The 18,735-nt window shown below is 64.8% G+C and carries 14 protein-coding genes; 10 read left to right on the forward strand and 4 right to left on the reverse strand.

Annotation, left to right across the window (positions count from 1 at the left end):
* The 3 genes from RGUI_RS14705 (at position 1) to RGUI_RS14715 (ending at position 2,794) form a co-directional block, all read left to right on the forward strand.
* Positions 1–1,341 (forward strand): S41 family peptidase, encoded by a 1,341-nt coding sequence (locus tag RGUI_RS14705; protein WP_081534295.1) that lies wholly within the window; start codon positions 1–3, stop codon positions 1,339–1,341.
* A 45-nt stretch (positions 1,342–1,386) separates the two neighbouring features.
* Positions 1,387–1,872, forward strand: a complete 486-nt coding sequence (locus tag RGUI_RS14710; RefSeq protein ID WP_081536110.1) for an RNA pyrophosphohydrolase — start codon at positions 1,387–1,389, stop codon at positions 1,870–1,872.
* A 67-nt stretch (positions 1,873–1,939) separates the two neighbouring features.
* The gene (locus RGUI_RS14715) at positions 1,940–2,794 is read left to right on the forward strand and encodes a methyltransferase domain-containing protein (RefSeq protein ID WP_081534298.1); all 855 of its coding nucleotides are present in this window, start codon (positions 1,940–1,942) and stop codon (positions 2,792–2,794) included.
* A 4-nt stretch (positions 2,795–2,798) separates the two neighbouring features.
* Here RGUI_RS14715 and RGUI_RS14720 read toward each other — a convergent pair whose 3' ends face one another.
* Entirely contained in the window at positions 2,799–4,823 is a 2,025-nt protein-coding gene (locus RGUI_RS14720) for a M3 family metallopeptidase (RefSeq protein ID WP_081534301.1), read from the reverse strand.
* Between the two features lie 290 nt (positions 4,824–5,113).
* On the opposite strand from RGUI_RS14720, the gene RGUI_RS14725 reads away from it, so the two are divergent.
* From RGUI_RS14725 to RGUI_RS14735, 3 genes are all read left to right on the forward strand, one after another.
* Positions 5,114–5,812: a hypothetical protein gene (locus RGUI_RS14725; protein WP_156882977.1), complete on the forward strand. Its 699-nt coding sequence runs from the start codon at positions 5,114–5,116 to the stop codon at positions 5,810–5,812.
* 226 nt (positions 5,813–6,038) lie between these two features.
* A complete protein-coding gene (locus RGUI_RS14730; RefSeq protein WP_081534306.1) occupies positions 6,039–7,235 on the forward strand; it encodes an FIST signal transduction protein in 1,197 nt (398 codons plus the stop codon).
* Positions 7,235–10,012 (forward strand): PAS domain S-box protein, encoded by a 2,778-nt coding sequence (locus RGUI_RS14735; RefSeq protein ID WP_172841158.1) that lies wholly within the window; start codon positions 7,235–7,237, stop codon positions 10,010–10,012. The genes RGUI_RS14730 and RGUI_RS14735 overlap by 1 nt, the downstream gene beginning before the upstream one ends.
* A 126-nt stretch (positions 10,013–10,138) precedes the next feature.
* Here the strand turns inward: RGUI_RS14735 and metG are convergent, their stop codons facing one another.
* The 3 genes from metG to RGUI_RS14750 form a co-directional block, all read right to left on the reverse strand.
* A complete protein-coding gene (metG, locus tag RGUI_RS14740) occupies positions 10,139–11,857 on the reverse strand; it encodes a methionine--tRNA ligase (RefSeq protein ID WP_081534311.1) in 1,719 nt (572 codons plus the stop codon).
* A gap of 58 nt (positions 11,858–11,915) precedes the next feature.
* On the reverse strand, positions 11,916–13,151 hold the full coding sequence (locus RGUI_RS14745) for an MFS transporter (protein ID WP_081534314.1): 1,236 nt from the start codon (positions 13,149–13,151) through the stop codon (positions 11,916–11,918).
* Between the two features lie 75 nt (positions 13,152–13,226).
* A complete protein-coding gene (locus RGUI_RS14750) occupies positions 13,227–13,835 on the reverse strand; it encodes an ImuA family protein (RefSeq protein WP_081534317.1) in 609 nt (202 codons plus the stop codon).
* A gap of 103 nt (positions 13,836–13,938) precedes the next feature.
* On the opposite strand from RGUI_RS14750, the gene RGUI_RS14755 reads away from it, so the two are divergent.
* The 4 genes from RGUI_RS14755 to RGUI_RS14770 all read left to right on the forward strand — a co-directional run bounded on the left by RGUI_RS14755 (position 13,939) and on the right by RGUI_RS14770 (position 18,696).
* Complete coding sequence (locus RGUI_RS14755) at positions 13,939–14,367, forward strand: DsrE family protein (protein ID WP_081534320.1); 429 nt, start codon at positions 13,939–13,941, stop codon at positions 14,365–14,367.
* A gap of 74 nt (positions 14,368–14,441) precedes the next feature.
* Entirely contained in the window at positions 14,442–15,485 is a 1,044-nt protein-coding gene (locus RGUI_RS14760) for an aldo/keto reductase (protein WP_081534323.1), read from the forward strand.
* Positions 15,486–15,782: 297 nt separating this feature from the next.
* A complete protein-coding gene (locus tag RGUI_RS14765; protein WP_081534325.1) occupies positions 15,783–17,237 on the forward strand; it encodes a carnitine 3-dehydrogenase in 1,455 nt (484 codons plus the stop codon).
* Between the two features lie 619 nt (positions 17,238–17,856).
* Positions 17,857–18,696 carry an EAL domain-containing protein gene (locus RGUI_RS14770; protein ID WP_253798454.1) on the forward strand — a complete coding sequence of 280 codons (840 nt, stop codon included), beginning with the start codon at positions 17,857–17,859 and terminating at the stop codon, positions 18,694–18,696.
* Positions 18,697–18,735 lie beyond the last annotated feature (39 nt).

The following is an 18,735-nucleotide window of genomic DNA, read 5'->3' on the forward strand; positions in this document are numbered from 1 at the left end:
ATGAAGAAATTCGCGATGGCCGCACTGGGCGGCACCCTTGCAGGCGCCGTCCTTGCCACGCAGGTTGCAGGTCCGCTGATCGCGCAGGAAACGAGTCGCAAGAGCTCGGTCTACGAACAACTCGACCTGTTCGGCGACGTGTTCGAACGCATCCGTGCCCAGTATGTCGAAGAGGTCGACGAGGGCGAACTGATCGAGGCCGCGATCAACGGCATGCTCACCTCGCTCGACCCGCATTCCAGCTATCTGCCGCCGCAGGATTTCGACGACATGCAGGTGCAGACCCGGGGCGAGTTCGGCGGCTTGGGCATCGAGGTCACGCAGGAGGAGGGCTTCGTCAAGGTCGTGTCGCCCATCGACGATACCCCCGCGGACGAGGCCGGGATCGAGGCGGGCGACTTCATCACCCATGTCGACGGTGAAAGCGTGCTGGGCCTGACGCTGGACGAAGCCGTGGATCTGATGCGCGGCCCGGTGGGCAGCGAGATCGTCATCACCGTGGTGCGCGAGGGTGTGGACGAACCCTTCGACGTCACGATCATCCGCGACACGATCAAGCTGACCGCGGTCCGGTCGCGTATCGTGGGCGATACCGTGGTTCTGCGGGTCAGCAGCTTCACCGACCAGACCTACCCAAACCTGATCGAACAGTGGAAGAAGTCGGTCGAGGAACTGGGCGGCATGGACAATGTCAACGGCACCGTGCTTGACCTGCGCAACAACCCCGGCGGGCTGTTGCCGCAGGCGATCAAGGTCTCCGATGCCTTCCTTGATGCTGGTGAAATCGTGTCGACCCGCGGTCGCAACCCGCAGGACAGCGACCGGTACAACGCCACCAAGGGCGATATTTCCGAAGGCAAGCCGCTGGTCGTGCTGATCAATGGGGGGTCTGCCTCGGCCTCTGAAATCGTGGCCGGCGCGCTGAAAGATCATCGCCGCGCCATCGTCGTGGGCACCAAGAGCTTCGGCAAAGGCTCGGTGCAGACGGTGATGCCGCTGAAGGGTGACGGTGCGATGCGCCTGACCACCGCGCGCTATTACACGCCGTCCGGCCGGTCGATTCAGGCGCTGGGCGTCGCCCCCGACATCGTCGTCGCCCAACCGCCCCGCCGCCCCGAGGCCGAGGGCGAGGACGAAACGCAAAGCGCGGCACGCCGTACCCGGTCCGAGGCCGATCTTCGCGGTGCGCTGAACAACGACAGCATGACCGAGGACGAGCGCAAGCAGGCCGAGGAAGAACTGAAGAAGGCAGAGGATGCCGCGAAGCTGCGCGAGGAGGATTATCAACTCGCCTATGCGATCGACATCCTCAAGGGCTTCGCGGCCCTCGACCCGCAGTAATCGGTTGAAGGGACGGGGCCGGTGTTGGCCGGCCCCGAAACGGTCATGACCCCAGACAAAATCTCGAAACTCCCCTATCGTCCCAATGTCGGCGTCATGCTGATGAATGCCGAGGGGAAGATCTTCGTCGGTCAGCGCCAGGACTGGGACGAACCCGCCTGGCAGATGCCTCAGGGCGGGATCGATGACGGCGAAGACGCAGAGACCGCGGCCTTGCGGGAACTTGAGGAAGAGACCGGTGTTTCGCCCGATCTGGTGGAGATTATCGGCCGCACCCCGGATTGGGTCTATTACGACCTGCCGCCAGAGCTTCAGGGCAAGATCTGGAAGGGCAAGTATCGCGGTCAGAAGCAGCTTTGGTTCCTGATGCGGTTCCTCGGCTCCGACGACCAGATCAACATCGAGACCGACCATCCCGAATTCTCTGAATGGGCATGGCTGGACCCGTCGCATCTGGTGCAAGGCATCGTGCCCTTCAAGCGCGCGGTTTACGAACAGGTGGTGGAAATCTTCTCGCCCCACTTCTCGTGACGGCATCGCTTGCCCACAGTTTTGAAATGGCGCATTGAACCCGAAACCGCGAGGGAGCGAGGGTAAGATGGGCGAAAAACTGGACACCCGCGCAATTGGTCTTGATGTGGGCCTGTCCTTCATCCGCTGGCTGACCGGGGCGGAAAATCTGCATTACGGGCTTTGGACCGGGTTGGAGGCGCGGGCCGAGAATCTGGGCCGGGCACAGGCGGCCTATACCGAGAAGTTGTTCACCTATCTGCCGGAAGGGCGGCTCCGCATCCTTGATGTCGGCGGCGGTGCAGGGGTGACGGCGGGCAAGCTGACGGCGCTGGGCCATGAGGTCGACATCGTCGTGCCAAGCGCCTTTCTGGCGGGCCGCTGCCGGGAGAATGCGCCGGAGGCCCGCGTTCATCAGATGCGGTTGCAGGAGTTCCGGTCAGAGCCGCGCTTCGACCTGATCCTGTTTTCCGAAAGCTTCCAGTACATCCCCCGCAGCGAGGTCTTCGACAAGGCGCTGTCGCTTCTGGCCCCGGATGGGGACATCCTGATTGCGGACTGCTTCCGGTCGGACGACTTCCAGCGTGGTACGGGCCCGCGCGCATCGGGCGGTGGGCATCCGATCTCGGACATCCGCTCGCTGATCCCGCAAAAGGGACTGACCGTCATTGCCGAGGAAGACATCACCGAGGCGGTGGCCCCGTCCATCGATCTGGAACAGGCGCTGTTCAACGTCTTTGGGCATGGCATCGCGCGTATCGACGCGGAACTCCGACAAAAGCGGGCGCGAAGCCGGTGGCTGATCGCGCGCGCCCTGAACCTGATTGCGGGTCGTGATAAGCTGGGCAGCCTTTCCGCACGCCTGACAGGGCAGGAGCGGAACGCGGCGCAGTTCCGCCGCGATAACCGCTACATGATATTCCGCATGCGCCGGGCTGGCTGACCGGTCACGCCGCGTCGTTGAGCCCGCGTCCTTTCAAGAGCGCCGCGACCCCAGGCAAGCGCCCGCGGAAGGCGGTATAGAGCGCCTCGGGTTCCTGCGTGCCGCCGGTGGACAGGACGTGGCGTTCCAGCGCCTCCGCCGTGGTGGGGTCGAACGGATCGCCCGCTTCCTCGAACGCGGCAAAGGCGTCGGCGTCCATCACCTCTGACCACATGTAGGAGTAATAGGCCGCGGCATAGCCGCCACCGAAGACATGGGCGAAATGGGGCGTCGCATGGCGCATCCGGATCGCGCGGGGCATCCCGATCCCTTCCAGGATCTCGGCCTGTTTCTGCATCGGGTCCGCAGGGGGTGGGCCGGCGTGAAACTCCAGATCGACTAGGGCGGAGGCGATGAACTCCACCGTCTGGAAGCCCATGTCATAGGTCGCGGCCTCCAGAACACGGTCCAGCATATCCTGGGGCATCGCATCGCCCGTCTCTGCATGGGTGGCGAAGGTCTTCAGCACGTCGGGTACTTCCAGCCAGTGTTCGTAAAGCTGGCTGGGCAGTTCGACGAAATCCCGCGCGACCGAGGTGCCCGACACGCTTTCATAGGTCACGTCGCTGAGCATCTGGTGCAGCGCATGGCCGAATTCGTGGAACAGCGTCCGAGCATCGTCATAGGACAGAAGCGCCGGCTGCCCCGCGCCCGGCTTGGCGAAGTTACAGACATTGATGACATGGGGCCGGATCTCGCCAGCCAGTTTCTGCTGGCTGCGCAGGGCCGTGCACCATGCGCCCGACCGCTTGCCAGAGCGCGCGAAGTAGTCGCCAATGAATACCGCCATATGGCGGCCATCCCGCGTCACCTGCCACGCGCGGGCGTCTGGATGATGCAGGGGCACGTCAAGGGCCGCGAACTCCAGCCCGAACAGGCGATGGGCACAGTCAAAGGCCGCCTCGATCATCCGGTCGAGTTGCAGGAAGGGTTTCAACGCGGCCTCGTCGAGGTCATGTTCGGCCTTGCGGCGCTTTTCGGAATAATAATGCCAGTCCCAGGGTTCCAGCGGGGCGGGATGGCCGTCTGCGACCAGCATTCCCTCCAGCACCCGCGCATCGGCATCCGCGCGCGCCTTGGCGGGCCCCCACACTTCCATCAGCAATGTGCGCACGGCCTCGGGCGTCTTGGCCATCTCGGTTTCCAGCTTGTAGGCGGCGAAATTCTGATGGCCGAGCAGCGCCGCACGTTCGGCGCGGAGCGCTAGCGTCTCTGCCACGATGGCCCGGTTGTCGGTCGCGCCACCGCGCGCGCCGCGTGCTGTCCAGGCCTCATACGCCTTTTCCCGCAGGTCGCGCCGCGCAGAATATTGCAGGAAGGGAACGATAAGGGAGCGCGACAGGGTGATGACCGGCCCCTCCGTCCCCTTTTCGGCACCTGCTGCGCGGGCGCCCTCCACCACGAAGTCGGGCAGCCCCTCCAGATCGGCCTCGGCCAGCGGCATGGTCCAGTCGCGTTCATCGGCCAGCAGGTTCTGCCCAAAGGCGGTGCCCAGTTCCGCAAGGCGGGTGTTGATCTCACGCAGGCGTGCGCGGCCTTCCTCCTCCAGCGCCGCGCCGGCCCGGACGAAGTCGCGATGCTTCAACTCCAGAACGCGTGTCTGCTCCGGCGACAGGTCAAGATCTTCGCGGGCCTGCCAGACAGCGTCGATCCGCGCAAAGAGGTCGGTGTTCAGCATCACATCCGAGGAGAACTCCGCCAGTCGCGGCGCGAAGGCCCTTTGAAGTGCTTCCCGTTCGGGATTGGCCTCGACCGAGGCCAGAAGAAAGAACACGCCAAGGACGTCATTCAGGGCCTGTCCGGCCAGTTCCAGCGCCTCTATCGTATTGGTGAAGTCGGGCGCGTCGGGATTTGCCGCGATCGCCTCTATCTGTGTTTGCGCCTCTGCTAGCGCGGTGTCGAATGCATCGGCGAACTGGTCGTCGGCGAATGCGGCGAAATCGGGCAGATCGAACGGCGCCGTGCGCGGCGCGAGAAGGGGATTGGTCATAGAGCCTCCGTTTCCCCGAAAGGCTTAGCTGGATGGCGGGCCGGTTCAAGGCTGCATTTCACGGCGAAGGACGTGGCGTCGCCTTTGGGTCGTTAGAGTTTTCGCCAAACCCTCTGTTTTCCGCACGGCTGCGATGATCCGGAGAAACCAAATATGAACCGGCCGCCCCGATCTTCGGCCGCACGTCCTGCACTCAGAACGAGGTAGTCATGATCGCGCGAACCGGGTCGCTGATACTCGCCTTTGCATACGTTTTTGCCGGGTGGGCTGCCCCCGTGTCCGCGGAGCAGATGAGCCTTTTCTCGGCCTCTGCCTTTTCCCGCGGCCCCGAAACCCTGGTTCCCGCGTCGCAGCCTGTCTCCGTTGCCGCGCCCCCGGCCGCCGGGGCCAGCCTTTTCGCGGGGCGGGAAGGCGGCAGTTTGTTCGCCCCCCTGCCGGAACGGGAGTTCGACGCCGATGGCGCGACCCGCGCGGCCATCCTCGACGCACTGACGCCCACCGGGGCAAAGGCTGTTCTTGCCGAACGTATCCGCCACCTGATCGGCCGGGCAGAGGCAGGCCGCCGCGGCTATGATGCCGTGCAGCACGGGGCGACACGCCGGCCTGCAAAGCTGCCCACCCGCATGACCATCGCCGAAATCTATCGTTGGATCGACAACACGCCCGGGCAGCCGCATGCCATCGGGCGCTATCAGTTCATCCCGGCAACCTTGCGGCGTCTGGTCCGGGATCTGGGGGTCAGCGAAGGCGTCGTGTTCTCGCCCCAGCTTCAGGACAGGCTGGCCGATCTGCTGCTGGAAGAGGCGGGGCTGAGCGACTATGCCGCTGGCCGGATGGGGCGGCAGGCGTTCATGAACAACCTTGCCAAGATATGGGCGGGCTTGCCGACTTCCAGCGGTAAATCCCACTATCACGGCTATGCCGGAAACCGCGCCACGATGACGTGGAGCCAGTTCGAGGCGGCGATGATGAAGATGTCCCGCGGCTGAGCGCGGATGTTCAAGCCGCCGCGGCGGAGCGCCGGCAATTCGGTTCAAATTTTCTTATTCTTCGCTCCTTTCTGCCACGTTGCCGCCCGAGGGTGTGACTAGCTTTCCACCATGACGTGCAGCGCATCGGCCTCCGGTTCACGGAACGCATGTTCTGCGCGGTCAGGGTAGCGCCCGGATCGTTGTGCAAGGCTGCTTCGGACGGGCAAGTGAGCGAGTGAAGCAGATGCAGATTTCCGTCCTCCCGTTTGAAACCCAGCAGGACCTCGATTGCCATGTCGCATCGCTGATGGCGGATGAGGAAGATCGCACCTTCTGTCTGCTGCATCTGAACGCGACGATGGACCCGTCGAGCGCCTTGGCCTGCGCCAGCCGCCGCGGCACGGTTCTTATTGGCGGAAGCTCCTGCCAGGGCGCGATCACCGATGGGGGAATGGCGGGCGGCGCCATCTTTAGTATTCGCGACGCGAAAGGTTCTTACGGGGCTGCGTTGCGTTCCTTCGGCGACACGGCCGAGACGCAGCCGGAACAGGCCGCGCGCGACGCCACGCTGGCGGCAATCCGGGATGCGGCGCGGCCGGGCGAACGGCCCGGTCTTGTCTGGGTCTATGGCACGCCGGGCGAGGAAGAGGCGGTCCTGAAGGGTATCGAAAGCGTCGTCGGCAGTGAAACGCCGATCCTCGGTGGCAGCGCGGCGGATAACAGCGTTGCGGGGGAGTGGTTCATCTTCGCCGAGGGGAAGCGGACGAGCCGGGGCGTGGCGGTCGGGGTGCTTTACCCGTCCTGCGAGGTGTCGATGGCCTACCAGAACGGCTATGCGCCGACCGGGAACAGCGGCATCGTCACCCGGGTCGCGGGGCGGCGGGTGCTGGAAATCGACGGGCGGCCCGCGGCCGAGGTCTATGATGACTGGACCGGCGGACTGATTTCAAAGGCGGGGGACACATCGCGGCCCCGGTCGATCCTCAGCGATAGCGCGTTCTGGCCGCTGGGCCGGGAAACGCACCGCGTTGCGGATGTTCCATTCTACATTCTGGCCCATCCCAGCGTGGTCGATGCCGATGGCGGACTGGAGCTTTTCGCCGATGTGGCCGAAGGGGAACGGCTGACGCAGATGACGGGGTCGGTCTCGGGGCTGACGTCGCGTGCGGCTCGGGTGGCGGACCTTGCCGCCAAGGCCGGTGGGCTTGATCCCGACAGTATTGCCGGGGCGCTGGTGGTCTATTGCGCCGGGTGCATGCTGAGCGTGCGCGACCGGATCGGCGACGTGGTCGGCGGCGTCCGCGAGGCGATCCCGAATGTACCATTCGCCGGGGTTTTCACCTTCGGTGAACAGGGGCCGATCCTGAGCTCGGGCAACCGGCACGGCAACCTGATGATTTCCTGTGTTGTGTTTTCGAAGGAGGAGTTGGGAGCATGGTAATGGAAAACGACGAACGTCTGCGTGAGTCCCTTCTCGAACTTCAGGTTCTGCGGGACCGCGAACGGCAAGCCCACCAGGAGACGTCTGGCCTTTTGTCCGCGATCGAGGGGTATGCCCGTGCGAAATCGCCCGCTCTTGCGGTGGCGTCGCTGTTTGGCTCTCTCAACGCGGCGACGGGCGCGGCAACCTCCGTCATCGTTGAGCAAGGCGCCGACGACATTGCGTGCGTGCTGATCGGCACCGATGATGTGGATCGCGGCAAGACTCTCGCGCTGCCCGCGCCCATGCTGTCCCGCGCCCGCAATGTCGCGGATCTTTCCGCGCTTGGGGATTTGGCCGGCAGCTTCGACACCGCGGCGTATCTCAGCATGGTGTGCACCCCGCTTGAACCGGCCGAGGATGGGCGGCAACGGGCGCTGCTGTGCTTTGGCCCGAACCGCGCAATGTTCACGCCGTCCCATATGCGGCTGGTGACGCGCCTGGCCCGGCTGTTCGCACCGGCGCTTGAAACCGCACGCCTTGCCGCCGACAATGCCCTTCTTGCCGCCGTGATCGAGGGCGCCTCTGCCGGGTTCGCGATCACCGACACCAGCGGGAATGGCGACCCGCTGGTCTATGTCAATCGCGCCTTCGAGGACTTGACCGGCTATACCGCGGACGAGGTCGTCGGGAAGAACTGCCGTTTCCTGAGCGACGAACGTCTCGACGCGACAGAGCGGGCCCGGCTTCGCGAAGCTGTCCAGAACCGGTCGAAAGGTCAGTTCCTGCTGCGCAACCGGCGCAAGGATGGCGAGCCGTTCTGGAACGAGCTGACGCTGTTCCCCGTCCGCGACGCCGCCGGGAACTCCACCCATCTTGTGGCTACGCAAACCGATGTCTCTGCGCGGGTAGAGGCGGAACTGGAACGCGACAAGCTGCGCAAGCGGATGACGCAAGCCCTGACCATGACCGAGGATGCCTTCCTTCTGCTGTCGGAGGAGGGAGAGGTGCTTCTGGCGAACGATGCGATGCGCGTGGCCTTTCCCGCCCCCGGCGCCGACTGGGAGGTCGCCAGTTCCTTCGGCAAGAACCGCGGTTGCCACATCACCCATCTGACACCCGTTGTCGGGACATCGACCTTGCCATCGTTCCACGCGTTGCGCGAAATCGCGCGGTTCGAACAGAGCACCGATATCACCCTGGCCAACGGCAAGTCCTATCTGCTGCGCTGCCGTCGCGATGTCGATGGAACGTTGGTCCTGACCGCGACCGAGATCACACGCGTCAAGAAGATGGAGGCCCTGCTGCGCCAACGGCTTGCGGCGATCGAGGCGACCTTCGACGGGATCGTGCTGCTGGATGAGGACGAGCGGATCGTCTACATGAACGGCTCTGCCAGCGCGATGCTGGGTTATTCCCGGGCCAATGATGCGCGCACCCTTGACTGGCGCAGTCACTACGTGACAGCGCCGGAAGAAGGCGACGGCAAGCAGGTGATCGAGTGCAAATGCGCACGCGATGGGGCGCCCAGGACGCATGAGATCACGCGCTCTACACTTGATGGCGGCAGGGCGGTGCTGATCCTGCGCGACATCACTGAACGCCTGGCGGAGGAGAACCGCCAGAACCAGCTTCGTGGTGCGCTGGCCCGGGCCCAGAAGCAGGAGGCCCTGACCCAGTTGGCCGCGGGCATCGCGCATGATTTCAACAACCTTCTGTCGGTGATCCACGGGTCGGCCAGCATGATCCGCATGGACGGCAACACCGGGGAAACCGGCCGCGACCATGCCCGCCGGATCCTGACCGCAGGGGAGCGTGCAGCCCGGCTGGTCAATCGACTGCTCGACATCGGGGGGGAGCCCGAGATGACGGCGTTCGAGTTGCACATGGCGTTGTCGGACGTGACGACGATGATGGGGGCCTCGCTGCCGTCCAATGTCTCCCTCGATGTCGGGATGGAAGATGAACTGATGCTGCTGCGGGGCGATCCCGGAACGCTGAACCAGATCTGCGTCAACCTCATCCTGAATGCCGCCGACGCGATGCCGGCGGAAGGGGGCGAGATCGACCTGTCGGTGACGGTCGAGGCTGTCCCCCATGCCCGCGCCCTGAGCGTCGGCATGCTGGGGGCGGGGCAACGCTATGCCCGGGTCGAAGTGGCCGATACCGGTTCGGGCATGGATGCCGACACGATGGCACAGATATTCGAGCCGCACTTCACGACGAAAGGCGCGCGGGGTACCGGGCTCGGCCTGACCATGGTTGCCCTGGAAAGCCGGAGCGCCGGCGGCGGGGTTGAAGTGCACAGCACCCCCGGCGAGGGCTCAAGCTTTGTCGTCTACTGGCCGCTGGAAGATGCGGGGGCCGAGATCGACCTTTCGGCGGACGCCCCACCGCTGGAGGACCTCAGCGGCCAGAGCTTCCTGATCATCGACGATGATCTTCAGGTGGGCGAGGTTCTGCAGGCCTATCTGGAAAGCCGCGGGGCAGAGGTCGCGTTCTGCGAGATGCCCGAAGTCGCGCTCGATGTGATCGAGGAAGAACCCGAGGCGTGGACCGCGATCATTTCCGACTATGACATGGTCGGAATGAATGGCGGGGACCTTGTCGAACGACTGGGCCGGACCGTGCCCGATCTTCCGGTGATCCTGATCACGGCGCTGGCCCGCCGCCTGACCGATCCGCGCGTCGCCCCTGGCAAGATCGCAGGCCTGATCGCCAAGCCCGTGGACCTGGGAGAGTTCGAGCGGACCCTGTCGGCCGTGGCCACCCGGCGAGAGATGCCCTGCGCCGCCTGAGCGGGGCAGGGCCGTCGCCCGGGGCGTCAGGTATTTTGACCAAGCAGAAGGGACGGGGGCGACCCTGTCCCTTCCCTTGGCTAGAACATCACCGGTGCCGCCATTCCCGCGCCCTATGGCAGGGGGTCAGGCGCGCGCCCCCGCGAACTGCGCCTGCCAGCCTTCGCGCTCTTCATCGGTAATCTTTCCGAACATCACGTCCGGCACGGTGAAGGCGTGGCCGGGTTTCAGCGTGTCGAGGGCAGCGACCAGATCCTCGGGCCAGGTGTCGTCATCGCTGTTCATGGCCTTGAGCATGGTCGCGCTGGCATCGGGAAGGAAGGGCGACGACAAAACCCCGTAAAACCGGATGAGGTTCAGCGAGAAGCGGACGATTGCGGCGGCGGCATCGGGGTTGGTCTTGAATTCAGACCACGGCGCGGCGGCCTGCAGGTATTCGTTGCCCGCGACCCAGATCGCGCGCAATTCTGCTGCGGCCTTGCGGACCTCGATGGCCTCCATATGCTCCTGATACGCCCGCAGGCGGATATACAGATCGTCGATCAGTTCGTTTTCGCGGTCGCCATAGGCACCGCCTTCGGGCACCACCTCGCCGAATTTCGACCGACAGAATTTCGTGACGCGGCTGACGAAATTGCCCAGAACGTCGGCGAGGTCCTTGTTCACGCTGGCCTGGAAGTTCTCCCAGGTGAACTCGCTGTCGGAGTTTTCCGGGGCGTGGGACAACAGCCACCAGCGCCAGTAATCGGCGGGCAGGATCGACAGCGCCTGATCCATGAACACGCCGCGGCCCTGGCTGGTGGAGAACTGCCCGCCATCGTAGTTCAGGTAGTTGAACGACTTGATGTAGTCGACCAGCTTCCACGGATCGCGGGAGCCCATGATGGTGGCGGGGAAGGACAGGGTGTGGAAGGGCACGTTGTCCTTGCCCATGAACTGAACGTATCGCACGTCGTCCGCGCCTTCATCGGTGCGCCACCAGCGGCGCCAGTCGGCGTCGGACTTGTCGTTGGCCTCGGCCCATTCGGCAGAGGCGGCAATGTATTCGATGGGCGCGTCGAACCAGACATAGAAGACCTTGCCCTCCATCCCCGGCCAGTCCTCTTCGCCCTTCCTGACGGGGATGCCCCAGTTCAGGTCGCGGGTGATTCCGCGGTCCTGCAGCCCGTCGCCATCGTGCAGCCATTTCTTGGCGATCGAGGTCGTCAGCACCGGCCAGTCGGTCTTGCTGTCGATCCAGGCCTCCAGTTCGCCTTTCAGGGCGGACTGGCGCAGATACAGGTGCTTGGTCTCGCGCACTTCCAGATCGGTAGAGCCCGAGATTGCCGAACGCGGCTCGATCAGGTCGGTGGGGTCAAGCTGCTTGGTGCAGTTCTCGCACTGGTCGCCGCGGGCCTTTTCATAGCCGCAATTCGGGCAGGTCCCCTCGATATACCGGTCGGGCAGGAACCGGCCGTCGGCGTTGGAGTAGACCTGTTTTTCGGTCACCTCCTCGATAAAGCCGTTGTCCGCCAGCCGGCCCGCGAAATACTGGGTCAGCTTGTGGTTCTGCGGGCTGGAGGACCGGCCGAAATGGTCAAAGGACAGCCGGAACCCTTGGGCCAGTTCCGACTGAACCATGTGCATGCGGGCGCAATAGTCGGCCACGGGCTCACCCGTTTTCGCCGCGGCCAGTTCCGCGGGGGTGCCGTGTTCATCGGTGGCGCACAGGAACATCACCTCGTGCCCGCGGGCGCGCATGTAACGGGCGTAAAGGTCGGCGGGCAACTGGCTGCCGACGAGGTTGCCCAGATGCTTGATCCCGTTGATGTAGGGGATCGCCGAGGTGATGAGGATACGTGCCATCTGCGGTTGCCTTCTTCCCGGGGGTGCGGCTCCGTTTAGCGGATGGTTTTGGCGATGGCTAGCGGGTCTCGTCCTCGCCATGGTCGCGGCCGGGCTTGATCAGCCGGCCGACGAGGAATGAGGTCTGCGGCGTCCAGACATAGGGCGTTCGTGCGCCGGCAGCGCGGATGCGCATGCTGGTCAAACCGAACAGCACAAGCCCGGCATGGCCCGCTGCGATCAGCCCGAAAAGCGCGGCCGGTCCGTGCTGCGCGACAAGGCCGGAGGCCACCAGCGGCGAGGCGATGGCCCCCACGGCGAAGAAGAACAGCATGGCCGCGGACAGATCGACACGTTCGTCGTCGCTGGCGCAGTCATGGGCATGGGCGGTGGAGACCGAGTAGACCGGGAAACTGGCGGCCCCGAACAGGGTGGAGGACAGGAACACGGCGGCGGTGCCCCCGGCGCTGACGGCAACCGTGATGGCGCAGGTGGCAATGGCGGCGAGCGACAGGCCGATCAGTACGCGGCGCCGGTCGAACCGGTCGGCAAGCGCGCCCACGGGATATTGCGCAAGCGCCCCGCCGGCCACGAAGGCCGCAAGAAACAGGCCGATCTGATCGGGCCGCAGGCCGACGGCCTGCCCGTAAACCGGGCCGACCATGCGAAAGGCGGCCGCCGACAGCCCGGCCACGATCACACCCACGGTCGCCAGCGGCGAACGCCGGATCGCAAGGCCGGGGCGCAGGCGCGGCGCGATGGGCAATTGCGGCTGGCGCAGGGGCGTGACGGTCAGCGGCAGAAGGGCCGCGACGCAGAGCAGCGCCAGCAGGTTGTAGGAGACATAGGCCGCAGGGGGCAGCACCCCGATCAGGAGTTGCGCGGAAAGCGAGGCGCCCATTTCCGTGATCCGGTAGCTGCCCATGGCGCGGCCCCGTATCGCGTTGGGCAGCCGGGCGTTCAGCCAGGATTCAATCGCGGTGTGGCATCCCGCGATGCACAGGCCCGTGGCCACGCGCATCCCCGCCCAGGCGATGGGGTCGACGATCATCATGTGGGCGATCAGACCCATCGCCCCGGTGGCGGTGAAGGCGGCGAAGGCGCGGCTGTGGCCGACCGCCCCCATCAGGCGCGGCGCCCACCAGCAGCCGATGAAGAAGCCCAGGAAATGCGCCGAGCCCAACAGACCGACCTCGGCCGTGGAAAAGCCCAAGGCCAGACCCGAAAGCGCATCGAGCGGCCCGACCCCGGCCGAGGACAGTTGCAGCAGGATGACCGACAGGAACAGGGCCGCGAGGGAGAAAAGCAGGCGCATGGCCCCTTCCTTGTAGCCGAGCGCTGGCCAGAGGGGCAGTGCGGAATCCGGACGTGCCGGCGGGCCGGGGCGTGTTCAGGCCGTTATCGATGCAGGGGCAAGGGACAGACGCCCGCCCCTTGCCTGCAAGCGCCAGGCCCGGGGCGGGGCGGTGCGCGCCCGGCGGCGTTCCAGGTACCATTCGGTGCGGCCCGGCGCATGGCAGGGCGCCATGTGCCAGCGGGTTTCCACACCGGCCGCGCCACCCTCGCCCGGTGTCAGGATCAGCCCCAGCGGCGCCGGGCCGCCCTTGCCCGCGCCCTGCTCTGCCGCCAGATGCAGCCGCCGGACCGGGGTCAGCGGGGGCGGTTCGGGCAGGTCTGCCACCACAACGGGCACGGTGCCGGAGCGCAACGCCTCTTCCATGCTCCACAACAGGTCATCGGCGCGCCCGGGATGGACGAAGATCAGCCGCCCCGGCGCCATCCATTGCGCGACCGCGTCGGGATAAAGCCGCTCTGCCACCCAGGCAGAGGCGATCCAAAGCACCGGGCCCGTTGCAGCCGCCGCCAGGATCAGCGCCAGCATGTGGCGGGAGGGGCCGCAGACCTCATGCGCACGCCCCTGCGGGAAGGGCAATGTGCCAAGCACGGTCAGCCCCGGACGGTCGCGGTGGGGCAGGCGGGTCAGAATCGGGGCGGTCATGGCGACAGGATAAAATGTTCCCCATATGTTCTCAATGATGCTTTCCTTATGGCGGGTGACGAAAATCTGTTACCCTGATCCGGCGAACAGGGAGGACGCATCGATGAAAGAACTCGCACTGGCGGGGCTTCTGGCCCTTGGGACGGTGGCTGTGGCCAAGGCCGAAACCCATCATATCGCGCTTCATGTGAACCAGAACGACGCGCAGGTGATGAACATGGCCCTCAACAACGTTGTGAACCTGACGAACTACTACAAGGACCACGGGGACGACGTTGTGGTCGAGGTGGTCGCCTACGGGCCCGGCCTGGTCATGTACATTCCCGGCAAAAGCCCTGTGGCCGACCGGATCGCGACCATGTCGCTTGAGATGGAGAACCTGTCCTTCTCGGCCTGCGGCAACACTTATGCCAAGATGAGCGCGAAGGCCGGGCACGACATCGCGCTTCTGGACGAAGCCAAGATCGTGCCTTCCGGGGTGGTTCGGCTGATCGAACTGCAAGAGCGTGGATTTAGCTATATTCGTCCGTGATTTGGGGGTTGTTCTTTAATTCTTGACCGATAACTCTGTTGCCGAACCGGAAACACCCGAAACAGAGGTTGGCCATGAAGAAAGTGAATTTGGGTCGCACCGGGATCCAGGTGTCAGGGATCTGTCTGGGCTCCATGACGTGGGGCAGCCAGAACGATCAGGATGAGGCCCACGCCCAGATCGAAATGGCCTATGAGCATGGCGTGAACTTCATCGATACCGCCGAGATGTACCCGGTGGCGCCCGTGCGGGAGGAAACGGTCGGGCGCACCGAGCGTATCATCGGCAACTGGCTCCAAAGCTCGGGGCGGCGCAAGGACATGATCATCGCCACCAAGATCACGGGCCCCAACGGCGGTTTCGTGCGCAAGGGCGAAGGCATCTCGCCCGAGACGATCCGGGAGGCGATCGAGGGGTCGCTCCGCCGCCTGCGCACGGACTATATTGATCTCTACCAGTTCCATTGGCCGAACCGGGGATCCTACCACTTCCGCAAGCACTGGGGCTACGACCCGTCCGGTCAGAACCGCGAGGCCACGCTGGCGAATATGGTTGAATGCCTCGAAACGCTGGGTGATCTGGTGACCGAGGGCAAGATCCGCCATTTCGGTCTGTCCAACGAAAGCGCCTGGGGCACCGCGCAATGGCTGCGACTGGCCGAGGAAAAAGGCCTGCCGCGCGTGCAGTCGATCCAGAACGAGTATTCGCTGCTATGCCGCCTGTATGACACCGATCTGGCAGAGCTTGGCGTGAACGAGGATGTCACGCTCTTGGCATGGGCACCGTTGGCTGCTGGGCTTCTGACCGGGAAATACGCGGGCGATGTCACCCCCGACGGGTCGCGCCGGATGCACCAGCCGGACCTGAACGGCCGGATCACGCCGCGGGTCTGGGAATCGGTGTCGGCATATATGGGGCTGGCGCAGCATCACGGGCTTGACCCGGTGCAGATGGCCATCGCTTTCGTGATGAGCCGGCCGTTCCCCGTTGTGCCGATCATCGGTGCCACCTCGGTCACGCAGTTGGAGCGTGCGCTTGGTGCGGCGGATGTCACCCTGTACGACGATCTGTTGTCCGACATCGCCATCGCCCACAAGGCCCATCCGATGCCGTTCTGAACCTGACGGAGCAGGGCACTGCCCCGCTTGCGCGAAGGCCGCTCGTTGCAGTCTTGAGACGGTTTTGTGCGGAAGTGGCGCCGCCGGGGCTGAAAGGTTTGCTGGGGATTTGCCGTCGGGCATGATGCCCGCGCTGGCCTTGGGGAACTTCATGCTGCTGTCGAAGAACCGGGGGGTGCCCGTTACTCGCGCCGCAACCGGATGGGATGACGTGCGAAACCGGCGCCTTTGCCGGGTGCGCCACTGTGCGTTCGGGGCCGCATATTCCCTCCCCAAAGGCGCATTGGGGGTGCAGAGATGACCGGTGTGGCCGCGATCCTTGGCGCAGGGACGATCGGTGGGGGATGGGCCGCGCGCTTTGCCCTGATGGGTTGGCAGGTTCGCGTCTTCGACCCCGCGCCGGAAGCGATCGCGCGGCTGCAACAGGTTCTGGACAATGCCCGCCGGGCCATGCCGGGGCTCTACGACACGCCACTTCTGCCGGAGGGCGAGGTCGTCGTGGTCGAGACGATCTCCAAGGCCGTGACCGGAGCAGACTGGATTCAGGAGAGCGTGTCCGAACGGCTGGACCTGAAGCGGACGCTTTACCAGAAGGTGCAGGAACATTGCGGGCGCGATGCCATCCTAGCCTCCTCGACCGCGGGGTTCACGCCGTCCGCCCTACGGGGGCAGGGGGGGCATGGTGGCCCGGTGCTGGTCGCGCATCCGGTGAACCCGGTCTACCTGCTGCCGCTGGTCGAACTGGTTGCCACGCGCGATACACCGGCAACCTTGATCCGGCGGGCCCGCGGGGTGTTGACCGGGATCGGCATGGTGCCGCTGCCGGTGCGGCATGAGATCGACGGCCATATCGCGACCCGTCTGCTGGAAACCGTCCGGCGCGAGGCCTTGTGGCTGGTCAAGGACGACATCGCCACGACCGGCGAGATAGACGAGGCGATCCGGCTGGGCATCGGGCTCAGCTGGGCGCAGATGGGGGTGTTCGAGAGCGGTCGGATCGACGGCGGCGAACCGGGCAAAGCCGATTTCCAAAGCCGCGTCGGGTCAAGCCTGGCGGCGCCTTGGAGTCATCTGATCGATGTTCCCGATCTGACAGAGGATCTGGCCCGCAAGATTGCTGACCAGTCGGAGGCCCAGTCCGGCGCGCGCTCCGTTGCGGAACTGGAACGGCAGCGCGACACGAACCTCGTCGGCGTTCTGCGCGCGTTGAAATGGACCGGTGCGGAGGCGGGGGCGCATCTGAACGCCCACGACGCCGGGGCCGAAGCCGAGGTCATCGACATCACCCGCCCTATCGCCACGCAGGATCGGGCCGTGCCGCTGGACTGGACGGACTATAACGGTCACATGACCGAGTCCCGCTATCTCTACGCCTTTGCCGACGCGACCGACCGGTTCATGGAAATCATTGGCTGCGATGCAGACTACATCGCCACGGGCGGCAGCTATTTCACCGCAGAGACCCATATCCGGCATCTGGCCGAGGTCCATGCCGGTGCGAAATTCCGGGTGGAGACGATCTGCCTGAATGGCGCGGGCAAGAAGATGCACCTGTTCCACCAGATGTATTCGGGTGACACGCTTCTGGCGACGGGGGAACATCTGCTGCTGCATGTCAGTCTTGAAACCCGGCGCTCGGCCCCACCGGCCCCCAAGATCGCGCAGCGTCTGGGCGAGATCGCCACCGCCCATGCCAACTTGCCCCGGCCGGACGGGGTCGGTCGGGCGGTGTGCCAGAGGCCCGGCACATAGAAGGCAGGCACGGATCGGTTTCTACTTGGTGGCGCGTTGGGCCGTTTGCCGGGCAGGGGGGCTTTGACCCAAAGGCCGGGTCCTTTGCAGGTCGCTTGTCGACGGTCGCGAGTGATTCTGCCGGTGCTGCTTGCCCGCATGTATGCGCGGAAAATCCGGATATTTTTCACGTGTTCCCGTCTGCCCCCGGCTGTGCCAAGGCCGATGACCGCGTCCTGGCCATTTCGATGTCGGAAGGCGGTGTGCTCCAGCCAGTCGCCACAGCCGTGGCCCCCGTATCGGGGCCAGTATCGTGTGCCCGGCTCTTCTGTCCGGTGGCCCGTGAAGATTGTTCTTTTCTTTCAGGATGCTGCGCCTGCCTGGTCCGTATGGGCGCCGTCATGCCCAGCCTTCCCGGAACAACGGTTTCATTGCCGTCCACGTTCCCCCGCGCTGTGTCTGCGCGCCGAACTGGTCCAAAAGCCATGCTTCTGGTTCCGCAAAGCCGGTCGGTTCCGGCCCAGATCCCGACATTTCCCAGCCAAGGGCAAATTTACGCCAATTTGTAATCAAATACGAATGTTCACCGCGATTTAACGGCTGTGGCGTCATTACGTCATGGCGCACTCGGAGGAACGCGATGCCGCGTGATGACATGGAAACGAACGCCAGCGGTCGGATCGGAAAGAGCATTCCGATCCCGACCTCGCTTGGAGGCTATGACCGCAAGACCGTCGAGACGGTTTGCCGGGCAATCGAACGGCGTGAACTCATGCTGGCGTTTCAGCCGGTCGTGCAGGCCTTCGAAAACGGCCGCATTGCGTTCTACGAGGGACTGGCCCGCGTTATGGACGAGACGGGCCGGGTGATCCCCGCGCGCGATTTCATCGAACCCGTGGAACCCACCGAGGCCGGCCGCGTTCTGGATTGCCTCTCGCTTGAAATGGGGCTTGTCGCTTTGGCAGAGGCGCCCGATCTGCGCCTGTCCATCAACATGTCGGCGCGGTCCATCGGCTATCCTGACTGGGTTGCCACGCTCAAGGAGGGGCTGGAACGCGATACGACCGCGGCAGAACGTCTGATCCTTGAGATTACCGAGACGTCCGCCATGGTGATGCCCGATCTTGTCAGCACGTTCATCAAGGACATGCAGGCGAAGGGAATCGCCTTTGCGCTGGATGACTTCGGCTCCGGCCAGACCTCGATGAGCTATCTGCGAGAGTTCCGCTTCGACATTCTCAAGATCGACGGGAAATTCATCACGGGCATCGAGCATGACGCCGACATGCAGGTGCTGACAGAGGCGATGATTGCGATTGCCCGGCATTTCGACATGTATACGGTGGCCGAGAATGTCGAGACCGCAAGCGATGCCGCATGGCTGACAAAGGCCGGTATCGACTGCATGCAAGGCTATGCCTTCGGGGCGCCGTCGCTGGTGCCGCCGTGGCGCGAGGGCGGTGAAAAGCGCCTCGCCTGATAATCTCGCTGCGGTGCGGCGCGATCGCAACCCTATGAT

The organism is Rhodovulum sp. P5, from assembly GCF_002079305.1.
In the GTDB taxonomy this organism is placed as follows: Bacteria; Pseudomonadota; Alphaproteobacteria; order Rhodobacterales; family Rhodobacteraceae; genus Rhodovulum.